At 72.1% G+C, this 19397-nt stretch carries 16 protein-coding genes; 9 read left to right on the top strand and 7 right to left on the bottom strand.

Annotated elements, in window-relative coordinates; translation table 11 throughout:
- Positions 1–19 precede the first annotated feature (19 nt).
- The 6 genes from ABD285_RS07365 to ABD285_RS07340 form a co-directional block, all read right to left on the bottom strand.
- Positions 20–1615, bottom strand: coding sequence for a DUF5719 family protein (locus ABD285_RS07365; RefSeq protein WP_344201572.1), 1596 nt, complete (start codon positions 1613–1615; stop codon positions 20–22).
- Positions 1608–4415 (bottom strand): glycosyltransferase family 2 protein, encoded by a 2808-nt coding sequence (locus ABD285_RS07360; RefSeq protein WP_344201569.1) that lies wholly within the window; start codon positions 4413–4415, stop codon positions 1608–1610. The genes ABD285_RS07365 and ABD285_RS07360 overlap by 8 nt, the downstream gene beginning before the upstream one ends.
- A gap of 86 nt (positions 4416–4501) precedes the next feature.
- Positions 4502–4831: a WhiB family transcriptional regulator gene (locus tag ABD285_RS07355; RefSeq protein WP_284253200.1), complete on the bottom strand. Its 330-nt coding sequence runs from the start codon at positions 4829–4831 to the stop codon at positions 4502–4504.
- A 181-nt stretch (positions 4832–5012) separates the two neighbouring features.
- Positions 5013–5978, bottom strand: a complete 966-nt coding sequence (galE, locus tag ABD285_RS07350; protein ID WP_344201567.1) for a UDP-glucose 4-epimerase GalE — start codon at positions 5976–5978, stop codon at positions 5013–5015.
- A 37-nt stretch (positions 5979–6015) separates the two neighbouring features.
- Positions 6016–7074 (bottom strand): Gfo/Idh/MocA family protein, encoded by a 1059-nt coding sequence (locus ABD285_RS07345; RefSeq protein WP_284253201.1) that lies wholly within the window; start codon positions 7072–7074, stop codon positions 6016–6018.
- A 53-nt stretch (positions 7075–7127) separates the two neighbouring features.
- Complete coding sequence (locus ABD285_RS07340) at positions 7128–8021, bottom strand: sugar phosphate isomerase/epimerase family protein (protein ID WP_344201565.1); 894 nt, start codon at positions 8019–8021, stop codon at positions 7128–7130.
- A gap of 128 nt (positions 8022–8149) precedes the next feature.
- Between ABD285_RS07340 and ABD285_RS07335 the strand changes: the two genes are divergently transcribed.
- The 9 genes from ABD285_RS07335 to ABD285_RS07295 all read left to right on the top strand — a co-directional run bounded on the left by ABD285_RS07335 (position 8150) and on the right by ABD285_RS07295 (position 17981).
- Positions 8150–9376, top strand: a complete 1227-nt coding sequence (locus tag ABD285_RS07335) for an ROK family transcriptional regulator (protein WP_284253203.1) — start codon at positions 8150–8152, stop codon at positions 9374–9376.
- A complete protein-coding gene (locus ABD285_RS07330) occupies positions 9373–11028 on the top strand; it encodes an ABC transporter substrate-binding protein (protein WP_344201560.1) in 1656 nt (551 codons plus the stop codon). Before ABD285_RS07335 ends, ABD285_RS07330 begins: the two co-directional genes overlap by 4 nt.
- Before the next feature lie 111 nt (positions 11029–11139).
- Entirely contained in the window at positions 11140–12123 is a 984-nt protein-coding gene (locus ABD285_RS07325; protein WP_284253204.1) for an ABC transporter permease, read from the top strand.
- Positions 12124–12125: 2 nt separating this feature from the next.
- Positions 12126–13079, top strand: a complete 954-nt coding sequence (locus ABD285_RS07320; protein ID WP_284253205.1) for an ABC transporter permease — start codon at positions 12126–12128, stop codon at positions 13077–13079.
- Positions 13066–14079, top strand: a complete 1014-nt coding sequence (locus ABD285_RS07315; protein WP_344201555.1) for an ABC transporter ATP-binding protein — start codon at positions 13066–13068, stop codon at positions 14077–14079. The genes ABD285_RS07320 and ABD285_RS07315 overlap by 14 nt, the downstream gene beginning before the upstream one ends.
- Positions 14076–15089, top strand: a complete 1014-nt coding sequence (locus tag ABD285_RS07310; protein WP_284253209.1) for an ABC transporter ATP-binding protein — start codon at positions 14076–14078, stop codon at positions 15087–15089. The genes ABD285_RS07315 and ABD285_RS07310 overlap by 4 nt, the downstream gene beginning before the upstream one ends.
- Positions 15086–15994 (top strand): acyltransferase domain-containing protein, encoded by a 909-nt coding sequence (locus tag ABD285_RS07305; protein ID WP_344201551.1) that lies wholly within the window; start codon positions 15086–15088, stop codon positions 15992–15994. The genes ABD285_RS07310 and ABD285_RS07305 overlap by 4 nt, the downstream gene beginning before the upstream one ends.
- A complete protein-coding gene (locus ABD285_RS07300; RefSeq protein ID WP_344202459.1) occupies positions 15934–16968 on the top strand; it encodes a Gfo/Idh/MocA family protein in 1035 nt (344 codons plus the stop codon). The genes ABD285_RS07305 and ABD285_RS07300 overlap by 61 nt, the downstream gene beginning before the upstream one ends.
- A complete protein-coding gene (locus ABD285_RS07295) occupies positions 16965–17981 on the top strand; it encodes a Gfo/Idh/MocA family protein (RefSeq protein ID WP_284253213.1) in 1017 nt (338 codons plus the stop codon). Before ABD285_RS07300 ends, ABD285_RS07295 begins: the two co-directional genes overlap by 4 nt.
- A 17-nt stretch (positions 17982–17998) precedes the next feature.
- On the opposite strand, the gene ABD285_RS07290 is transcribed toward ABD285_RS07295, so the two are convergent.
- Positions 17999–19324 (bottom strand): HNH endonuclease signature motif containing protein, encoded by a 1326-nt coding sequence (locus ABD285_RS07290; RefSeq protein ID WP_344201548.1) that lies wholly within the window; start codon positions 19322–19324, stop codon positions 17999–18001.
- Between the last annotated feature and the right edge of the window lie 73 nt (positions 19325–19397).

The following is a 19397-nucleotide window of genomic DNA, read 5'->3' as shown; positions in this document are numbered from 1 at the left end:
CGCACCGGCGCTGCGGCGCTCAGGGATGGATCGTGAGCGGCCCGGACACCGGGCGCGCCGGCGCGATCGTGAAGCCGGAGAGCGCGGCGGCTCCCGCGTAGCCGACCGAGGCCGTCATCCCGTCGGCGCCCTCGATGTCGTAGCTCGCGCCCGCCGTCACGGCGGCCGACGCCTGCCCGCCCGCGGGCACCGTGATCCGGATGTCGGCGGCGCCCCCGATCCCGTGCAGCGTGACGGTGCCGCCCGTTGCACCCGCGAACGCGATGCGCGGGTCGTCGCCCGGCGCGATGCTCACGAGGGTCGGTCCGCGGAGCACGGGAGCCGCGGCATCCCACGCGAAGTCGCTCGCCGGCGCGGCATCGACGCCCGCCGCAGGAGCCTTCCCCGCCGTCGAGATGCGCGCCGCGGCGACCACGGGCTGGTCGGAGGTGACGACGACCGTGTACTCGCCGTCCGGGATCGCGAGCGCGCCCGTGTCGACGTCGACGCCGGAGTCGAGTCCGACCTCCCGCACGTGCCCGGCGGCGACGTCGAGGTCGAACGAGGTGCCGGTGCCGTCCGACGACTCCGGCTGCAGGCTGACCTGCACCTTCGCGGCGGCCCGTCCGGGGTTGGCGACCCGGATCGTGGGGATCGCGTCGCTCCAGTCCTCCCGTCCGAGTGCCTGGGCCACCGCATCCGCCCCGAGCACGCGCACCCCGGGGATGCGCAGTTGCCGCGCCGGGTCGGCGGCCGCGCCGATCAGGTCCACGCCGCCCGGGTCGAGACCTCGGACCGTGCTCTGCTGCAACGACGCGACGACGCGGCCGCCGCGCGCCGTCACGTGCACGACCGGCGAGGCGAGGTCGGGCGCGAACCCCGCGAGCGAGAGCACGCGCTGCGACCCGGCGGCGACGGTGATCCCCGAGAGCCCCGGCGCGGTGACGGGCCCCTTCTCGCCGTAGAGCTCGAGCGCGACCGTCGCGTCGACCGCCGTGGGATTCGCGAGGGTGAGCAGGGTGGTGCGCCCGGTGGTCGTCGCGCCGCCGACCAGCCACGACGATCCGGTCGGCTCCACGCACGCGGCCGCCGCGAAGCCCGAGATGTCGTCGGTGCTCGCCGACTGCGACTGAGCGCCCGCGAGGAGTCCGCCCCCGCCGGCGATCTCCAACCGGGCGGGCGCGCTCGCGGTCCCTCCGGTGTCGGCGTCGCTGCGCCCGAGTGCGCTGGCACTCACCTGCGCGTCGGTCGCGCCGTCGCGACGGCGGGGCGCACCCAGCGAGGACGGCGATCCGGCGTTGCGGCCCTGCGTGTCGCCGAGGTGCAGGAGCGCGCCGGGGCAGACCCGCAGCTGGGGGGCGGCCGCGGGCGTCACCGTCGTGGTCGGCGCGGCGTCGCTCCTGCTCGGCAGCGGCAGCAGCCCGGTCGCGACGATCACCGCGAGCGCGACGGCCGTCCCGGCCAGGCCGGTCACGACCCGCAGGCCCACCACCGCTGCGCGCCTCGCCCGCCCGCGAGCGCGGTCGGTCTCGGGCGCCGCGCGCTCGGCATCGCGGGCCGTCGCCTCCGCGTCGAGTGCGGCGGCCTCGCGGCCGGCGTCGCCCGCCGACAGGTCGGTCTGCTCGTCGTCAGCCATGATCGTCCTCGTCGAACGTGTCGGCCGGGTCCTCCCCGGGCAGGCTCGCCTCGTTGACCACGCGACGACGGCGACCGGTGGGGATGGCCAGCAGCAGCGCGAGCGCCACGATCACCCCCTGCGCGACGAGCACCGCGACGCCGAGCGGCGTCCGGGCCGGCGAGGACGTGTGCGCGAGGTGCAGGCCACCGAACCGCCAGAGCGTGCCGAGCGAGGTGCTGCCGACCGCCGTGAGCGTCGCATTCCCGTCCAGCGACTCCGAGGCGCGCTGCTGCAACGCCTGCTGCGCGGTCGTCGGCGCGGCCGGCGGCGGCGCCAGGACGACGAACTCGAGCTGCAGCCGCTGCAGCGGCGTGGACACGTCGGCGCCGCTCTGGGACGCCAGATTGCCGGCCAGGTCGGCGATCTCTCGGCCGGTGCGGCCGAGCCCCGTGCGGGTCGACCACAGGGTCGATTCGGCGTCGAGCGTCGTGCCCGCGCCGCGTTCGACCTCGGCCACGAGCGACCCGTCGGCGCGGGCAGTCAGCACGAGGGTGCCGAGCTGCGGATGCGGGCCCGTCGCGGCGACGACCAGCGCGGGCAGCATCCGGCCGTCGCTGCCCGCGACCGGCGCGCTGCCGTCGAGCGGCGCCGCGGCCAGCGGTGCGACCGCGAGCGCCGCGGCGAGCAGCCCCGCGATCCCGACTCCGACGCTCGCCCGGCCGAGCGCGTCGACGCCGACGACCACGGCCCCCACGAGGCCGAGCCAGTACAGGCTGAGGCCGGCACCCGGCCAGGGGGTCACGACATCGCCGGCGCTGCTGGCGAGGGGCAGATGCACGGCGACGACGGCGGTCACGAGACCGGTGAGCGCGATGACCAGGGCCGGGATGGCACGGCGCGACCCCGGCAGGAACAGCGCCAGCAGGGCGAGCACCGCGACCGGGGCGAGCAGCACGGCCGGCAGCAGCAGCCCGAGCGCGGTGGGCAGGCCGAGTCCGGCGACCATGCCCTGCCAGCCGGTGCCCGCTGCCGGGTGCCCGAGCAGAAGCTCCCACCCGGTCGGCGCCGGCCAGGCGACGGTCGCCCCCGGGTCGGCGAGCAACGCGAGCGGCGTGCCCCGACGCAGCTGGGCGACGACGAGCGGGGCGAAGAGCGCCGCGGCGGGGATGACGATGCCGAGCAGCCGCACGACCCCCCGGGGGCGCGCGACGGCCCATGCGACGATCGCGAGCACCAGCGCCGGGGCGAGCACCGGTGCCGCCGCGACGATCGCGGCGAACAGCAGCGAGGCGGTGGCGGATGCGCTCCACGATCGGGCCCCGTCGATCACGGCGAGCGCCAGCCACGGCAGGAGCAGGTGAGCGAGCAGCGCTGCGGGTCGCCCGTCGGCGAGCGCGACCAGCAGCGGCGGCGCGAGCGCCCACAGGGCCGCGGCGAGCACGGGGGGCCAGCGACGTGCGCTCAGCCGGGTCGCGGCCCACCAGGCGCCGAGGGCGGCGAGGGGCAGCGCCGTGACCCAGAGCAGCACGAGCACGAGCGACGGGTTCCACGGCGTCAGGCTGCCGAGCAGGGCGAGCACGGCGCTGAAGGGATCGGAGGGGCCGGTGAGGTCGACACCCACCGGGCGCGGACCCCAGCCGATGCGCGCCCACATCGTGCCGACGTCGGCGAGCGGCCGGAGGGCGCCGCCCGTCAGCGCGTTCTGCCCGAGCAGCCGCCAGGAGATGACGACGCCCACGACCGCGGTCACGGCCGTCACGGCGAGGCCGCCGGAGAGGAAGGAGGCGCGCACGAGCTCGGGTCCGGCGGCCGCCGCTTCGCGGTCGCGCGCCGTCGCCCGGCGCTCCCGCAGCTCGTCCCGGGGCACGCGCAGAGCCGCGATGGCGGCCCACCCCGTGCGCCGGGCGCGGCGCAGCCGTCGCCGCGCGGCCGGCACACCGCCCGAGAACGCGGCGGCGAGGGCGGCCGCGAGCTCCCCGCCGACGGCGCCGGGACGCTTGGCCAGCAGCTGCCCGATCGAGCGCAGCACCGCCAGCGGCAGCAGCGAGAGCCAGTGGATGGGCAGCGCGCCGGGCGGCGCGTAGACCAGTCGCCGATGCAGCTGTGCGGTGCGCGCGATGCGGCGGCGCGCACTCCGGCCGCGCGGACGGCGGCGACCGAAGTCCTCCGGTGCCAGCGCGCGGGCGACCCGGGCGTCGGCGACGCGCACGACGCGGTGCCCCGCCAGGCGCGCCCGGACCGAGAGATCGAGCCCGGCGTCGGCGGTCGGCAGCCCGGGATCGAACCCGTCGAGCTGGGCCAGGACGCCGCGCCGCACCAGCATGCCCCGGCTCGTCACCCCCAGCACGTCGGCGTCGCCGTCGTGCTGGGCCTGGTCGAGCTCGTCCTCGACGAGCCGCACGGTGGCGCCGAGCGGCGTGACGCTCTCGCCGAAGGAGCGCAGCAGGTCGTGATCGTCGGCGTCGACCAGCTTCGGGCCGGCGATCGCGACCGAGGGCGCGACCTCGACGGCCGCCAGCAGCCGGGCGAGGGCATCCGGCTCGGGCGCCGTGTCGGCGCTCAGCAGCCACAGCCATTCGTCGGGACCGCCGTCCCCGGTGACGTAGCGCTGCGCGCTCGCGACGGAGGCGCCGAAGGACTGGGCGGGGGCACGGATGGCGCCGGCCGGCATCCGGTCGCGCGCCTCGTCGGTCGACCCCGCGTCGAGCCACACCGTGGCGTCGACCGGCCTGGTCTGCGCGCCGAGCGCCTCGATCGTGCGATCGAGCCACCGGGCGCCGTTGCGCACGACGACGATCGCGGTGACTCGGGGCTGCATCGGGTCGAGGCTAGGCGGCGATCGTGACCAGACGGTCATGACGCGCGCGCCGGGCCCAAAAGCGCCCCGTTCGGGGGCGCGGCGCGTTATGCGGAGCGGCTCCGGCGCAGCCGACGGCGCTCGCGCTCGGAGAGACCGCCCCAGATGCCGAAGCGCTCGTCGTTCTGCAGGGCGTACTCGAGGCACTGCGCCTTGACCTCGCACGTCGTGCAGATGCGCTTGGCGTCGCGGGTCGAGCCGCCCTTCTCCGGGAAGAACGCCTCGGGATCGGTCTGCGCGCACAGCGCGTCGGCCTGCCAGGCGAGGGCGTCGTCCTCCTCGACGACGACCGACGGCCGGATGGTCGGCATGCCCAGCCGGACCGGGTCGACGAACCAGTCCTCCGGGACGGACGGGCGGTACTCGCTCCTCGTCATGTCCCTCTCCCTCATCTCCGGCGACGATGCCCCCATGCGAACGCCGCTCATTGCAGTAATTACAGCCGTGTCATTCCCGGGAGTCAAGTCGCCGGATGATATTTCCTGCGCGCCGCGGCGTGTCGTCACGACGCGCCGGAAATCCCCCTCGAACGGGGGTCCGCAGGGGGGTTGCGCGGGGTCAGTCGCGGTGGGCGAGCCGCGCCTCCCACGCGCTGCGCACCATGTCGTCGATCGTGTGCCGCATCGCCCACTCGAGGTCGCGCGCCGCGAGGTCGCCGCTGGCGACGATGCGAGCCGGATCGCCGGGGCGGCGCGGCCCGATCTCGGGGGTGAACACGATCCCCGTCACCCGCGACATGGCGGCCATGATCTCGGCCACCGAGACGCCGTCGCCGCTGCCGAGGTTGTAGGCGGGCTCGATCGGCTTCCCGTCGTCGAGTCGGCGCGCGGCCGCCACGTGCGAGTGGGCGAGATCGGCGACGTGCAGGTAATCTCGCACGTTCGTGCCGTCCGGCGTCGGGTAGTCGTCGCCGTTGACGATCGGCGTGCGCCCGGCCACGAGCGCGTCGAATACCTTCGGGAAGAGGTTGTGCGGGCTCGTGTCGTAGACCTCCGGATCGCCGGAGCCGACCACATTGAAGTAGCGCAGCGACGTATGCCGCAACCCGGCGGCGACACCCTGGTCGCGCAGCAGCCACTCCCCCACGAGCTTCGTCTCGCCGTAGGGCGACTCGGGATTCTTCGGGGTGTCCTCGGTGACGAGATCGACGTCGGGGGTGCCGTAGACGGCGGCGCTGGAGGAGAACACGAGGCGATCGACGCCGCGTTCGGCCATCGCGGCGAGGAGGGTCGCCATCCCGGTCACGTTCTGCTCGTAGGTGTGCAGCGGTCGCTGCACCGAGACGCCCGCGTACTTGAAGCCGGCCACATGGATGACGCCCGTGACGTGATGCTGCTCGAGCACGTGCAGCACCTGGGCGCCGTCGAGCACGCTGCCCTGCACGAACGGCACGCCGGAGGGCACGAACTCGCGGTGCCCGCTCGACAGGTCATCGAGCACGACCGGCGGGAGGCCGGCCTCGAGCAGGGCCCGCACCACGTGCGCACCGATGTAGCCGGCACCGCCGGTCACGAGCCAGGTCATGGCGACCACGCTATCCGGCGCGATGACCGGTCCGCGCTCAGAGCCGGATCTCGGCCCCCGCCTCGGCCGACGCGTAGATCGCGGCCAGGATCCGGGTGATCTGGGCCCCGTGCGCGACGGGTGCGACGCTCTGCGCGCGGCCCTGGATCGTGTCGATGAAGTTCGCGATCTCGTTCGGGAATCCCGGGTCCATCTCGAAGGTCCGCGACGCGATCTGCGGGATCTGGTTCACGATCGAGCCGTAGCGCTCGGCCGCGATCTCGAGCTCCGGCTCCAGCTGCGCGCCGCCCTTGTCGCCGAAGACGGAGACGTCGATCGAGTCGCGCACAGCGTGCAGCGAGTAGCTGACCTCCAGGAGCATCGAGGCGCCGTTGTCGAACCGCACGAGGGCGTTCACCATGTCCTCGACGCTGTTGGTCGTCGGGTCGTAGTCGGAGACCGTGTAGCGCGGCAGGGTCGTCACGTTCGACCGGTTGCCCAGTCGCGTGTACGCGTTCGCGCTCACCGTCACGGCGGTCGGCGACCCCATGAGGTACCAGCACAGGTCGACGACGTGCACCCCGATGTCGATGAGCGGCCCGCCGCCCGAGATCGACTTGTCGGCGAACCAGCCGCCCGGATTGCCGGCCCGGCGGATCAGGCTGGCCCGGGCGTAGTAGACCTCGCCCAGGTCGCCGTTGTCGATGAACGTCTTGAGCACCTGCGCGTTCGGCGAGTGCCGGCGCACGAACCCGACCTGCAGGATCCGGTCGCTGCCCTCGACGACCCGCTGGAGCTCGGCGGCCTCCTCGGGCGTGCGGCTCATCGGCTTCTCGACGAGCACGTGCTTGCCCGCCTGGACGGCCGCGATCGCCCAGCGGGTGTGGCTGTCGTTCCAGGTGCAGATGCTCACGGCCTCGACCTCGGGATCGGCGAGCAGCTCGGCCGGGTCGGCGTAGGCCCGCCGGGCCCCGAATGCGTCCGCCGCGGCGCGGGCCCGGTCGAGGTTCATGTCGGCCACCGCGACGAGCTCGGCCTCGGGGTTGCGGGCGTAGGCGTCGAGATGGAACTGGGCGATGGTGCCGGTGCCGATCACGCCGATCTTCACACGTGCCATGGGGGTGTCTCCTCGTTGTGCGGGGTGCAGGATGCGCGGGATGCGGCCGGATGTCAGCTCGCCGCGAGCAGGCGACGAGCGTTGGCGAGACCGCGTTCGATGCCGAGCAGGCAGTCCTCGGCGCCCTCGAACTCGATCGAGGCATAGCCGGAATAGCCCGCCTCGCGGAGGGAGCGGGCCACCGAGACGAGGTCGAGGTCGCCGTTGCCGACGATCGCGCCGCGCAGGTACTTGCCCCCGCGACTGCGGAACCAGCCCTCCCCGGGGTCGGTGCCGCGGATGTAGAAGTCCTTGAGGTGCACGATCATCGCGTACGGCAGATTCTGCGGCACGACCGCGGCCGGGTCCTCGTCGACGCACACGAAGTTGCCGACGTCCAGGGTGGTCTTGAAGTTCGGCTCGTCGACCCCGAGCACGATCCGGCGCACCCGCTCGGCCGCCTGCACGAAGAAGCCGTGATTCTCCAGGCTCGTCGTGATCCCGCGGGTCGCGGCGTACTGCGCGATCTGCTTCGACGCCGCGACGATCACGGGCAGCGCCGCCTCGAACATCGGGGTGTCGTCACCCGGCAGACCGGGATGCGCGGCGACGTCGTGCCGCATCCGCGCGATCCCGAGACGGGATGCCACGTCGACGTAGGCCGTGACGCGCGCGATCGCCGCGGGCACGTCCTCGCCCTCGGGCGACCAGAATCTCGCGCCGACGGCGAGGTTGGAGAGGGTGACGCCCGCCGCCTCGGCGGCCGCGCGGACGCGGTCGAGGCGGTCGGCATCCCACCCGATGCTGGGGATCGGCGAGTCGGCGTCGTCGGACAGGACCGCGAGCTCGAGGTGCTCCGCATCGCTCGCGGCGATCCAGTCGATGACGTCGAAGATGTCCATGGCGCCGGTGCTCAGGCGCTGATGGAAGCTGTAGGAGCTCACGCCCAGCGTGATGTCGGGGCTCATCCCGATCCCTTCAAGTCGACCTGCGTTAACGAACTGTGAACTTCCTAGACGATTTTCCGTTCTTGCGCTAGCTTGCCACCACAACCCCGGTACACCGATGTGCCGGACCCGACCGGGTGGGGAGTGGCGTGGGAAGTCCGAGTGCTCTGCGCAAGCTGAACGACCGGGCGGCGCTGTACGCGCTGCTCGAGTCCGGGCCGCTGACGCGCCTCGACCTCGAGCAGGCGATCAGCGTCTCGCGCCCCGCCGCCGCGGAGCTGCTGCGCCGGTTGGAGGAGTCCGGGCTCGCCCGGCGCGCAGGCTACCGTCCCGGTGGCCCCGGCCCGCAGGCGCAGCTCTGGAGCATCGCCGAGGGAGCCGCATACGCCGCGGGTCTGGACGTGAACGACACCGGCATCGACGCGGTGATCGCCGACCTCGGCGGCGCGCCCGTCGGCACGGGCAAGTCCCGGCTCGCACCGGGCGACGACCCGGCGGCCGCGGTGCGCGACCTCCTCGAGACCGTCGCGGCGGATGCCGGGCTCACCCGCGCCGACGTGCGACAGGTCGTGGTCGGCATCAGCGGCTCCGTCGACCCCGCGACCGGCCGGCTGAGCCATGCGGAGCACATCCCGGAGTGGAACGGCTTCGATGTGCGCGAACGCCTCACCCAGGTGCTCGAGGTGCCGGTCGCCGTCGAGAACGACGTGAAGCTCGTGCTGAGCGACGAGTCGATCCGCGGCCGCGCCGTCGGCTGCCGCGACGTGCTGCTGCTGTGGATCGGTCAGGGCGTCGCGATCGCGATCATCGCGGACGGACGCCTGCTGCGCGGCTCGCACGGCAGCGCGGGCGAGATGGGCGTGGTGCCGGTCTCGGCGGACGGACCCTTCGCGGGCGACCTCCTGGCCACGGTGGGGATCGCGGCGCTGGCGCGGGAGCACGGTCTCCCGGATGCCGACCCCGCCGGACTCGTGGCGCGAGCGGCGTCGCCCGACGCCGACCCGCCGCACGACGGCTTCCTCTCGGCGCTGGCCGACCTGGTGGTCGACGTGCTCGCCTCCCCGGTCGCGCTCGTGGACCCGGACCTCGTCATCCTGGCAGGCGACCACGGCCTCGCCGGCGGCGACGAGCTCGCCGCCCGGGTGCGCACCCGCCTGCACCAGCGGCTCGTGCACCGGCCGCGCATCGTCGCCGGAACCGGCTACGACAACTCCGTCCGTCAAGGGGCTCTCGACGAGTCCCTGCGACGGCTCCGGGAGAAGGTCTTCGCGGACGCCCGGCACCACCGGCCCGCCGACCCGATCCACCGCTCCACTGAATCGACCTCTCGTGCCGCAGACCTCCTCGGCACGGGCTCGGGAAAGGGACACCAATGAATCCATCACGTTCGACAAGGTGGCGCCGCCTCGGTGCCACCGTCGCGGCCGCGGCCGCGATCGCCCTGACCGTCGCCGGATGCTCCGGTGGCGGCGGATCCTCCGGCTCCGGGACCGCGCTGACCATCGCCAACGTGGGCGGCGCCACCTGGACCTGCGGGTTCAACCCGTTCAACCCCGCGGTCTTCCAGCAGGCGATCGGTTTCGTCTACGAGCCACTGATCTACCAGAACACCCTCAAGAACAGCGCGCCGACCCCCATGCTCGCCACGAAGTCCGAGTGGTCGAGCGACTTCAAGACGCTCACCTTCACGATCCGCAAGGGCGTCAAGTGGAGCGACGGCAAGCCCTTCAGCGCCGACGACGTCGCGTTCACCTTCAACCTGCTCAAGAAGAACAAGGGCCTCGACCTCCAGGCCATCTGGTCATCCGGCCTGCAGTCGGTCGAGACGTCCGGCTCCGACCAGGTGGTCATGAAGTTCGCCTCGCCGGCCGAGCCGTACTTCTACTACATCGCCGACCAGACCCCCATCGTCCCGAAGCACATCTGGACGACCGGCAAGGCCGCGAGCAACCCGGTCAACTTCGCCAACCAGAAGCCCATCGGCACCGGCCCCTACACGATGACCAACTGCACGCCGCAGAACATCCAGTACCAGGCCAATCCCGACTTCTGGAAGGGCGCCCCCGCGGTCAAGACGGTCAACTACCCGTCGTACACCGACAACTCGCCCGCCAACCAGGATCTCGCCACCGGCAAGGCGCAGTGGGGGGGTCAGTTCATCCCCTCGATCGACAAGTACTACGTGGCGCGCGACAAGGCCCACAACCACTACTGGCAGCCGCCCGTGGCGAACGTGAGCCTGGCGTTCAACCTCAAGCACCCCGTCTCCGGCAACCTCGCGGTGCGGCAGGCGATCGCCTACGCCGTGAACCGCGACAACGTGTCGAAGGTCGGTGAGGACGGCCAGCAGCCCGCGGGCAACCAGTCCGGGATCGTGCTGCCGACGTTCCAGAGCTGGCTGGACAAGGACCTCGCCAGCCAGCACGACTACACGACGAACCTCGACAAGGCCAAGCAGCTCCTGAGCTCGGCGGGGTACTCCTCGAGCAATCCGCTGAAGCTGTCCGTGCTCACGGTGAGCGGGTACACCGACTGGGACGCCTCGCTCCAGGAGATCAAGCAGCAGCTCGCGAAGGTCGACATCGACCTGACCGTGCAGGACGTCGCGGGGCAGACCTACGACTCCCGGATCTACAAGGGCGACTTCGACCTGGCGTATATCGCGGAGACGGGCGGCCCCGCGCCGTACTACGAGCTGCGGCAGATGCTGTACAGCGGCAACACCGCGCCGCTCGGGCAGAACGCCTCGACCAACTACATGCGGTTCTCCGACCCGGCCGTCGACGCGCTGTTCGAGCAGTACGCCGGCGCCGGCGAGGACGAGCAGCACCAGATCGTCGACAAGCTGCAGGAGGTCATGCTGACCCAGGTGCCCGTCATCCCGATCACGGAGTCGGTCAACTGGTTCCAGTACAACACCAAGTCCTTCTCGGGCTGGCCGACGGAGCAGGACCAGTACGCCCTGCCCTCGCCGTACTCGATCCCGGACGTCGAGCAGGTGCTGCTGCACCTGAAGCCCGTGAAGTAACCGCACCATCCCGGACGCTCGTCCCGGCGGCGCCGCACCCGCGGTCCGCCGGGACGGGCCCCGACCCGCCGCACGCCGGCGGCCATCCGCGACACGCTTGAGAGGACCGGCATGAGATACGTGCTGCGACGGCTCGTCCTGTTCGTGATCACGCTCTGGATCGCGCTGACGGTCAACTTCTTCATCCCCCGGCTCATGCCCGGCAATCCCGCCGAGGCGATGATGGCGCGGTTCCACGGCCGCGTGAACCCGTCCGCCCTCAAGGCGCTCGAGGTCGCCTTCGGCATCAACACCCAGCAACCGCTCGTGGTGCAGTACTTCGAGTACCTCGGCAACACCTTCACGGGACACTTCGGCGTCTCGCTCACCTTCTTCCCGCAGCAGGTCGGCACCGTGATCGCCACGGCGCTGCCGTGGACGCTCGGCCTGGTCGGGCTGACCACGGTCATCGCCTTCGTGGCGGGCACGCTGATCGGTCTGGTCGCGGGCTGGCGCCGCGGCGGTGCGCTCGACAGCGTGCTGCCCCCGGTCTTCGTCATCACCGGCGCGCTGCCGTTCTTCTGGGTCGGTCTGCTGCTGGTGCTGCTGTTCTCGGTGGTGCTCAACGTGCTGCCCAACGACGGCGCGTTCGAGGTCACGCTGATCCCCGGCTGGAACCCCGACTTCATCGGCAGCGTGCTCTCGCACGCGATCCTGCCGGCCGTGACGATCCTGGTCATCTCGATCGGCGGCTGGATCCTGACCATGCGCAACAACGTCGTGACGATCCTCGCCGACGACTACATCCGCATGGCCCGGGCGAAGGGCCTGTCGAACTCGACGATCATGTACAGCTATGCGGCGCGCAACGCGGTGCTGCCGAACCTCGCGGGCTTCGCGATGTCGCTCGGCTTCGTCGTCTCCGGCTCGATCCTCGTCGAGTACACCTTCAACTACCCCGGCATCGGCTACATGCTGCTGCAGGCCGTCAACAACCAGGACTACCCGCTCATGCAGGCGATGTTCGTCATGATCACCGTCACCGTGCTCATCGCGATCCTGGTCTGCGACTTCCTGACGGTGCTGCTCGATCCCCGCGCCCGGACGGAGGGCTGATCATGACCGCATTCCCGACCGACGCGACCACGAACCAGGCCGTCATCGCCCCGCGCAAGAAGGGGCGGCGCCCCAACAGCGCGGGCCTCGCGGTCTGGCGCGCGATCCGCGGCAACGGCAAGGCCATGGCCGGTGCCATCCTGCTGCTGATCTTCCTCATCGCGGCGATCTTCCCGAACCTCTTCACGCCCGTGACGAAGCCCAACGACCGGGCGTACGCCCTGAGCCTGCCGCCGAGCCCGGACCACCTGCTCGGCACGACCTCCTTCGGCCAGGACATCTGGAGCCAGCTGGTCTGGGGCACCCGCGAGACCCTCATCGTCGCGGTCGTCGCCGGGGCGCTGGCCAGCATCCTGTCGGTGTTCATCGGGGTGGCGGCCGCCTATCTCGGCGGCGCGGCCGACAACGTGCTGTCCCTGCTCATCGACGTGTTCCTGGTGATCCCGGCGTTCCCGCTCATCATCGTGATCGCCGCGTACGCCAACGGCGGCAACCTCTGGGTCATCATCGGGGTGCTCGTCGTGACCGGATGGTCGTACGGCGCCCGCCAGCTGCGGGCCCAGGCGCTGTCGCTGCGACGGCGCGACTTCCTCGAGTCGGCTCGGGTGCGGGGCGAGAACTGGCTCTACGTCGTGGTGTTCGAGATGCTGCCGACGATGATCTCGCTCATCGCGGCGAACTTCCTCGGCGCGGCGCTGTACGCGGTGCTCACCGCCGCCGGCCTGCAGTTCATCGGCCTCGGCTCACCCAGCTCGGTCAGCTGGGGCACGATGCTGCACTGGGCGCAGTCGGCCGAGGCGCTGCAGACCGGGCAGCAGTGGTGGATCATCGCGCCGGGGCTCTGCATCGCGCTGCTCGGGGCCGCGTTCGCCCTGCTCAACTACGCCTTCGACGAGATCTCGAACCCGGCCCTGCGGCCGGTGCGCCGGAACAGGAGGAACCGTGACGGACAGTGATGCCCCGCTGCTGGAGGTGAGAGGGCTCAGCGTCGTCTACGACACCCCCGCCGGCCCCGTGACCGCGGTCGACGACGTCGACCTGACGGTGGGTCGCGGCGAGTTCGTCGCGGTGGTCGGCGAATCCGGATGCGGCAAGTCGACCATGCTGTTCGGCATCGCCCAGCTGCTGAGCTCGCCCGCGCGGATCTCGTCGGGCGAGGTGATCTTCCGCGGCAGGAACCTCGTGACCATGAACGAGAAGCAGCTCGCGCCCGTGCGCTGGCAGAACATGTCGGTCGTCATGCAGTCGGCGATGAACGCGCTGAACCCGGTGAAGCGGATCGCGGCGCAGTACGCCGACACGATGCGCGAGCACGGCATCCGGGACAAGGCCGAGATCCGGCGCCGCTCGGAGGAGGTGCTCGGGCTCGTCGGCATCGACACGATCCACCTGACGAGCTATCCGCATCAGCTCTCGGGCGGCATGCGCCAGCGGGCGATGATCGCCATGGCGCTGCTGTTCTCGCCGGAACTCGTCATCATGGACGAGCCGACCTCGGCGCTCGACGTCGTCGCGCAGCGCTCGCTCATGCTCCAGATCAAGGAGCTGCAGCAGCGGCTCGGCTTCGCCGTGCTGTTCGTCACGCACGATATGTCGCTCGTGAGCCACTTCTCCGACCGGCTGCTCGTCATGTACGCGGGGCAGGAGGTCGAGCTCGGCGAGACGCGCACCGTGTTCGACACGCCGGCGCACCCGTACTCGAAGGGTCTGCTCGAGGCCTTCCCGTCGATCCGCGGGCCGAAGCTGCCGCTGGTCGGCATCCCGGGATCTCCGCCCGCCCTCTCGGCGATGCCGCACGGGTGCCGCTATGCGCCGCGCTGCCCGCTCGTCTACGCGGACTGCGTCGAGGTGGAGCCGGCGCTCTACGAGGCCGACGGGGTGAAGGCGCGCTGCCTGCTGTACTCGCCCGATCACCGTCCGGCGAACGCCACCGCGCCGAGGGAGGCCCGACCGTGAGCACGCCCATCCTCGAGACGAAGGACCTCACGCGCGTCTTCCGCGTCGGCGGCTTCACGAGCCGGCGCGAGCTGCACGCCGTCGACGACGCGAACTTCGTCATCAACGGGTCGGAGATCGTCGCCCTCGTCGGCGAGAGCGGCAGCGGCAAGTCGACCATCGCGCGCCTGCTCGCACAGGTCTACAAGCCGACCTCCGGCGAGATCCTGTTCGAGGGCACTCCGCTGACGGCCCTGCGCAGCCGCTCCGATCAGATGCGCTACCGCGCGGCGGTGCCCATGGTGTTCCAGGACCCGTTCAGCTCGCTCAACCCGTCGTACCGGGTGTCGCACGGGATCGTGCGCGGGCTCAAGCTGCACCGCCCGGAGCTCGACGCCGAGGGCCGGCGCTCCGAGACCGAGCGGGTGGCGGAGGCGGTCGGCCTCAACCCGGCCCGCGAGGCGCTCGAGAAATACCCGTACGAGATGTCGGGAGGTCAGCGCCAGCGCATCGGGTTCGCGCAGGCGCTCGCGTACCGGCCGAAGGTGATCCTCGCCGACGAGCCGGTCTCCATGCTCGACATCTCCATCCGGATCGGCCTGCTCAACGTCATGGCGAAGCTGCGCGACGAGGAGCACGTCTCGCTCCTCTACATCACGCACGACATCGCGAGTGCGCGCTACGTCGCCGACCGGATGATGGTCATGTACGCGGGGCGGATCGTGGAGTCGGGTCCCGTCGACGACGTGCTGCAGGCGGCGCTGCACCCGTACACCCAGCTGCTCGTCGCTGCCGTGCCCGACCCGCGTGCGAAGCTGACGGTGACCGCGGAGCAGGCCGCGGGCGAGCCGCCCAAGGTCATCGATCCGAAGCCCGGATGCCGTTTCGCCGACCGCTGCCCGCTCGCCAAGGAGGTCTGCCGCGTGGTCACTCCCCCGCTGCTCGAGCTGAGACCCGGCCACCAGGTGGCCTGCCACGTCGCCGCCGAGAACGCCGGCCGCGAGGCCGAATCCGTGGGGGCCGCCGCATGATCGACATCCCCGAGCTCTCGGCGCGGCTCGCGGCCGCCGGCGACGACGCCGCCCTCGCGACGCTCGGCTTCCGCGACGACGACCGCGCCGACACCCGGCGCGCGATCGACGCGGCGCTGGCCGATCCGGATCGGCTCGCCGAGCTGCAGTCTATGGTCGAGCGCCTGCAGGCCAACATCGGCGCGATCGGCTCCGACGGGCCGAACCCCCTCGACGTTCCCGCGGCCCGCAGCGACTGGCGGGGGGTCGGGGTGCTCCCGCTGCTGGCCCTGCTCGCGGTCGCCGACGACGTGCGCGCCTTCCACCGCTCGCGCGGCATCCCGCCCGAGATCTCCGACCGCTCGCTCGCCGACCTGGGCCAGCAGGCCTGGGTGAACCGCCGCACCCTCGGCGCGTTCGGCCTGCACACCTACCTGTGGATGCCGGTCTGCTTCGGCGGCAACCTCTACTGGCTGGGCCGGCTGCAGTTCAACCTCGTCCGACGCGGCGACGCGTGGGCCATCTCGACCCACATCCCGGAGGTCGGACCGCTCACCCCCGAGTCGGTCGATGACGCGTTCCGGCAGGCGGTGGCGTTCTTCGGCCGGCACTTCGCCGACCACCCCACCACCGTGCTGCACTGCAGCTCGTGGCTGCTCGACCCGCAGCTGGCCGAGGTGCTCGCGCCCGAGTCGAACATGGTGAGGTTCCAGCAGCGCTGGACGCTCGAGGGCGAGGGGCACGACGCCGACGAGGATGCCGTGTTCTTCACGTTCCGCCGGCGCAACGTGACCGACCGCTCGACCCTGCCGCGCGACACCACGCTGCAGCGCGCGATCATCGACAAGCTCGACGGCGGCGGCCACTGGCACAGCTGGAACGGCACCGTCGACGAGGCGCCCTATCGGTCCGGAGCCGGCGCGTGACGACGGTCGGCCTGATCGGTGCGGGAACCATCGCGCACGAGCACCTGCCGGGATGGCTCGCGCTCGGCTACGACGTCATCGTCCACTCGATCGACGACCAGGCTCCGGTGATCACGAGCCGGTACGGCGGGCGCGCCGTCGACTCCCTCGACGAGCTCATCGCCGACGTCGACATCGTCGACGTCGCCACGCCCACCGACACGCATCGCGCGATGGTCGAGCGAGCCGCCGCCGCCGGCAAGCACGTCGTGTGCGAGAAGCCGCTGGCGATCTCGGTCGCCGACGCGGGCGCCGCGATCGCCGCGTGCGACGCGGCGGGGGTGCGGCTGTTCCCGGCGCACGTCGTGCGGTACTTCCCCGCGTATGCCGCGATGCGGGCGGCGGTCGCCGGCGGACGCCTCGGCACCCCGGCCGTCCAGCGCTTCTTCCGCATCGGCTCCGCGCCGCAGCGCCGGTGGTTCCGCGAGCCGGCGCGCTCCGGCGGCATCGCGATGGACCAGATGATCCACGACCTCGACCTGGCGCGCTGGACGGCCGGCGACGTCGCGACGGTCTACGCGACCCGGGTGGGCGACGACGCCGGCGACGGCCCTACCACCGTGCAGGCGGTGCTACGGCACCGCTCGGGCACCATCAGCCACGTCCACGGCGTGTGGGGGGCGGCGACGCTCGGGTTCCACACCGGATTCTCGGTGGCCGGGCCGGGCGGCCTGCTCGAGCACGACTCGCTGCGGCATCCGGTGCTGCAATTCGACGGCATCGTCGCGGACGACGGCGACGACGGGTATCTGCCGCCGGTCGATGCCGCGACGAGCCCGTACACGGCCGAGCTCGCCGACTTCGCCCGAGCCATCCGCGACGGCGACGACGCACGGGTCACGGCCCGCGACGGTCTCGAGGCAGTGCGCATCGCGGCGGCCGTCAACCGCTCGCTCGACGAGGGCCGGGCGATCCCCCTGGAGGACGTGCGATGAAGGTCGGCATCATCTCGTTCGCCCACACTCACGCGTTCAGCTACGCCGCCATCCTGCGCGATCGCCCCGACGTCGAGCTGCTGACCACCGATCCGGATCACGCCGACCGTCCCGCGGGCGAGTCCGGCGGACGCCCGCTCGCCGAGACGCTCGGCGTGCCCTACGTCGACACGCTCGACGAGCTGCTGGCGTGGCGACCGGATGCCGTGGTCGTCTGCTCGGAGAACACCCGGCACGGGGAATACGCGGTGCGCGCGGCAGAGGCGGGCGCGCACGTGCTGTGCGAGAAGCCGCTGGCGACGACGCTCGACGACGCGCAGCGCATCATCGCCGCGTGCGATGCGGCCGGGGTGCGGCTCATGACGGCTTTCCCCGTGCGCTTCACGCCGGAGTACGCGCAGCTGCGGCACCGGATTCAGGGCGGCGGCTTCGGCAGGGTCATGAGCATCAGCGGCGCCAACAACGGCCAGCTGCCCGTGGAACGCGCGTGGTTCGCCGACCCGTCCCTCGCGGGCGGCGGTGCGGTCGCCGACCACACCGTGCACATCGCCGACCTGGTCTTCGGCCTGTTCCCGGATGCCGAGGCCGAGGAGGTCTACGCCGTCGCGAACCGCCTGCTGCGCCCGGACCGCGAGGCCGAGACCGCCGGGTTCGTCTCGATCCGCTACTCCAACGGCGTCACGGCCGTGATCGACTGCAGCTGGTCGGTGCCCGACCACTATCCGACCTGGGGCGGCCTGACGATGCGGGTGATCGCCGAGGGCGGCGTGGCCGAGCTGGCGCCATTCGCCCAGCGGGTGGACGGCTTCTCGGAAACGGATCGGGCTCCCCTCTGGCTCTCCTACGGCTCCGACCTCGACGCCGCGATGATCGACGAGTTCCTCGGCGCGATCACCGAAGGACGCCAGCCCGTGCCGAGCGGGCGCGACGGGCTGCGTGCGCTCGAGGTCGTGCTCGCGGCCTACGCGTCGATCGCGAGCGGTGCGCCGGTGGCGCCCACCCGGTCGAGCTGAGCCCGCTGCGGTCGGCGTCATGCGCGCAGCAGCTCACGGACCGCCCGCGACTTGGTGTGAAGGAGGGCGCCCGTCTTCCCGCTGCCGGGCGGGGGCTCGAGCCAATAGCGGCCTGCCCGGCGACTGATGGTCCACCCCTCGTCGTGCAACCGGAGGTGGTGATGTCGGCAGAGGAGGATCCCGTCTGCGAGATCGGTTCTGCCGCCGTCGCTCCATCGTCGGGTGTGATGCGCTTCGGTCCAGGACGGCGTCCGGTCGCAGCCCGGCCACATGCATCCACCGTCACGGGCGACCAATGCCCGGCGCTGATGCCGGGTGTAGAACCGCTGCTCGCGGCCCATGTCGAGCACCTGCCCCGCTGAATCGAGAATGATCGACACCGTGCCGCCCGCGCAGGCGAGGCGATGCACCGTCGTCAGGGAGACTGCTTCGCCCGAATCCAAGGTTCCGTGCCCGTCGCCGGAGGTGAGCGAGCTCGCCGCGACCAGGATCCGCACCGCAGGCTCGTCTCCGCCGACCAGCACGTCGTGGTCGGACGTGCCCGACTGCCGCAGCAGCTCCGTGAACGCATCGGAGGCGAGCTGCTCCGTCGTGCGTTCGTCGTCGGCGACGCGCGCCGCCTTCTCGCGCGCCGCCGGGTCGACGAACCGAGGACCGCCTCGTCGCGGCGATGTCGCGCGATCGTAGACGGTGGTCACGATCGCCGCCGATTCCGGATCGAGCAGCCACACGATGCGGGTCATGCCATCGGGCTGGCGCACGAGCCGCAAGGATCGCGCCGCACGACGGGCACGCTCACGATCCGCGATGCCGGCCTCGTCCAACTCGTCCCGCACCTCGCGAGCACGCCTGTGGAGCCGATCGGGGTCGAGCGCGTCCGCCTCGTCGCACAGTCGGTCGGATGCCTGTTCCAGCACCTCCGCCGGAAGGGTATCGGTCGGGGCGCCGAGCCCTGCGTGGATCGCATCCGCCGCCGCGACGCTGACCCGCCCGTCGCGCACGGCGTCGCCGAGGACGCCGCTGGATGTCGCGAGAACGCCCACGCGCACCGTCGCCGCCGCGTCCCGCCCCGAGATCCCGGTCTCGACCTTCAGGAACTCCTCGACCGTGCGGTGCCCGGCGCGCTGCGCGAACCCGCTCAGGCCGAGCTCCGGCCGGGAGCGCCGGGAGACCTCTCCCGTCGTCAGAGCGGCATGGCGTTCGACGATCCGCCGCAACGAGGTCTCAACGGTGACGAGGGCGCCCAGGTCGGCGTCGGATGCCGTCGACAGGTCCGTGCCCGGCGCGGCCTCCAGCACGGCGAGCGCACCGCGCATCGCCGTGAGAAGGGGGGCCGTCGACATGCGTCAATAGTCCCGCAATCGAAGACACCTTCGAAAGCTAGAACGCCCATTCTGTAGAGAAGTCGACCGACTG

Origin of the sequence: Pseudolysinimonas kribbensis (genome assembly GCF_039531715.1) — a bacterium.
Lineage (GTDB): Bacteria > Actinomycetota > Actinomycetes > Actinomycetales > Microbacteriaceae > Pseudolysinimonas > Pseudolysinimonas kribbensis.
Note: the sequence above shows the minus strand (reverse complement) of the source record. Positions and strands in the feature narration are given on the sequence as shown.

Bases quoted from the DNA above. Each gene is read 5' to 3' on its own strand.
- ABD285_RS07320 (WP_284253205.1), top strand. From the start codon at position 12,126: ATGACCGCATTCCCGACCGACGCGACCACGAACCAGGCCGTCATCGCC.
- ABD285_RS07365 (WP_344201572.1), bottom strand. From the start codon at position 1,615: ATGGCTGACGACGAGCAGACCGACCTGTCGGCGGGCGACGCCGGCCGC.
- galE (WP_344201567.1), bottom strand. From the start codon at position 5,978: ATGACCTGGCTCGTGACCGGCGGTGCCGGCTACATCGGTGCGCACGTG.
- ABD285_RS07340 (WP_344201565.1), bottom strand. From the start codon at position 8,021: ATGAGCCCCGACATCACGCTGGGCGTGAGCTCCTACAGCTTCCATCAG.
- ABD285_RS07325 (WP_284253204.1), top strand. From the start codon at position 11,140: ATGAGATACGTGCTGCGACGGCTCGTCCTGTTCGTGATCACGCTCTGG.
- ABD285_RS07305 (WP_344201551.1), top strand. From the start codon at position 15,086: ATGATCGACATCCCCGAGCTCTCGGCGCGGCTCGCGGCCGCCGGCGAC.
- ABD285_RS07330 (WP_344201560.1), top strand. From the start codon at position 9,373: ATGAATCCATCACGTTCGACAAGGTGGCGCCGCCTCGGTGCCACCGTC.
- ABD285_RS07355 (WP_284253200.1), bottom strand. From the start codon at position 4,831: ATGACGAGGAGCGAGTACCGCCCGTCCGTCCCGGAGGACTGGTTCGTC.
- ABD285_RS07360 (WP_344201569.1), bottom strand. From the start codon at position 4,415: ATGCAGCCCCGAGTCACCGCGATCGTCGTCGTGCGCAACGGCGCCCGG.
- ABD285_RS07290 (WP_344201548.1), bottom strand. From the start codon at position 19,324: ATGTCGACGGCCCCCCTTCTCACGGCGATGCGCGGTGCGCTCGCCGTG.
- ABD285_RS07295 (WP_284253213.1), top strand. From the start codon at position 16,965: ATGAAGGTCGGCATCATCTCGTTCGCCCACACTCACGCGTTCAGCTAC.
- ABD285_RS07345 (WP_284253201.1), bottom strand. From the start codon at position 7,074: ATGGCACGTGTGAAGATCGGCGTGATCGGCACCGGCACCATCGCCCAG.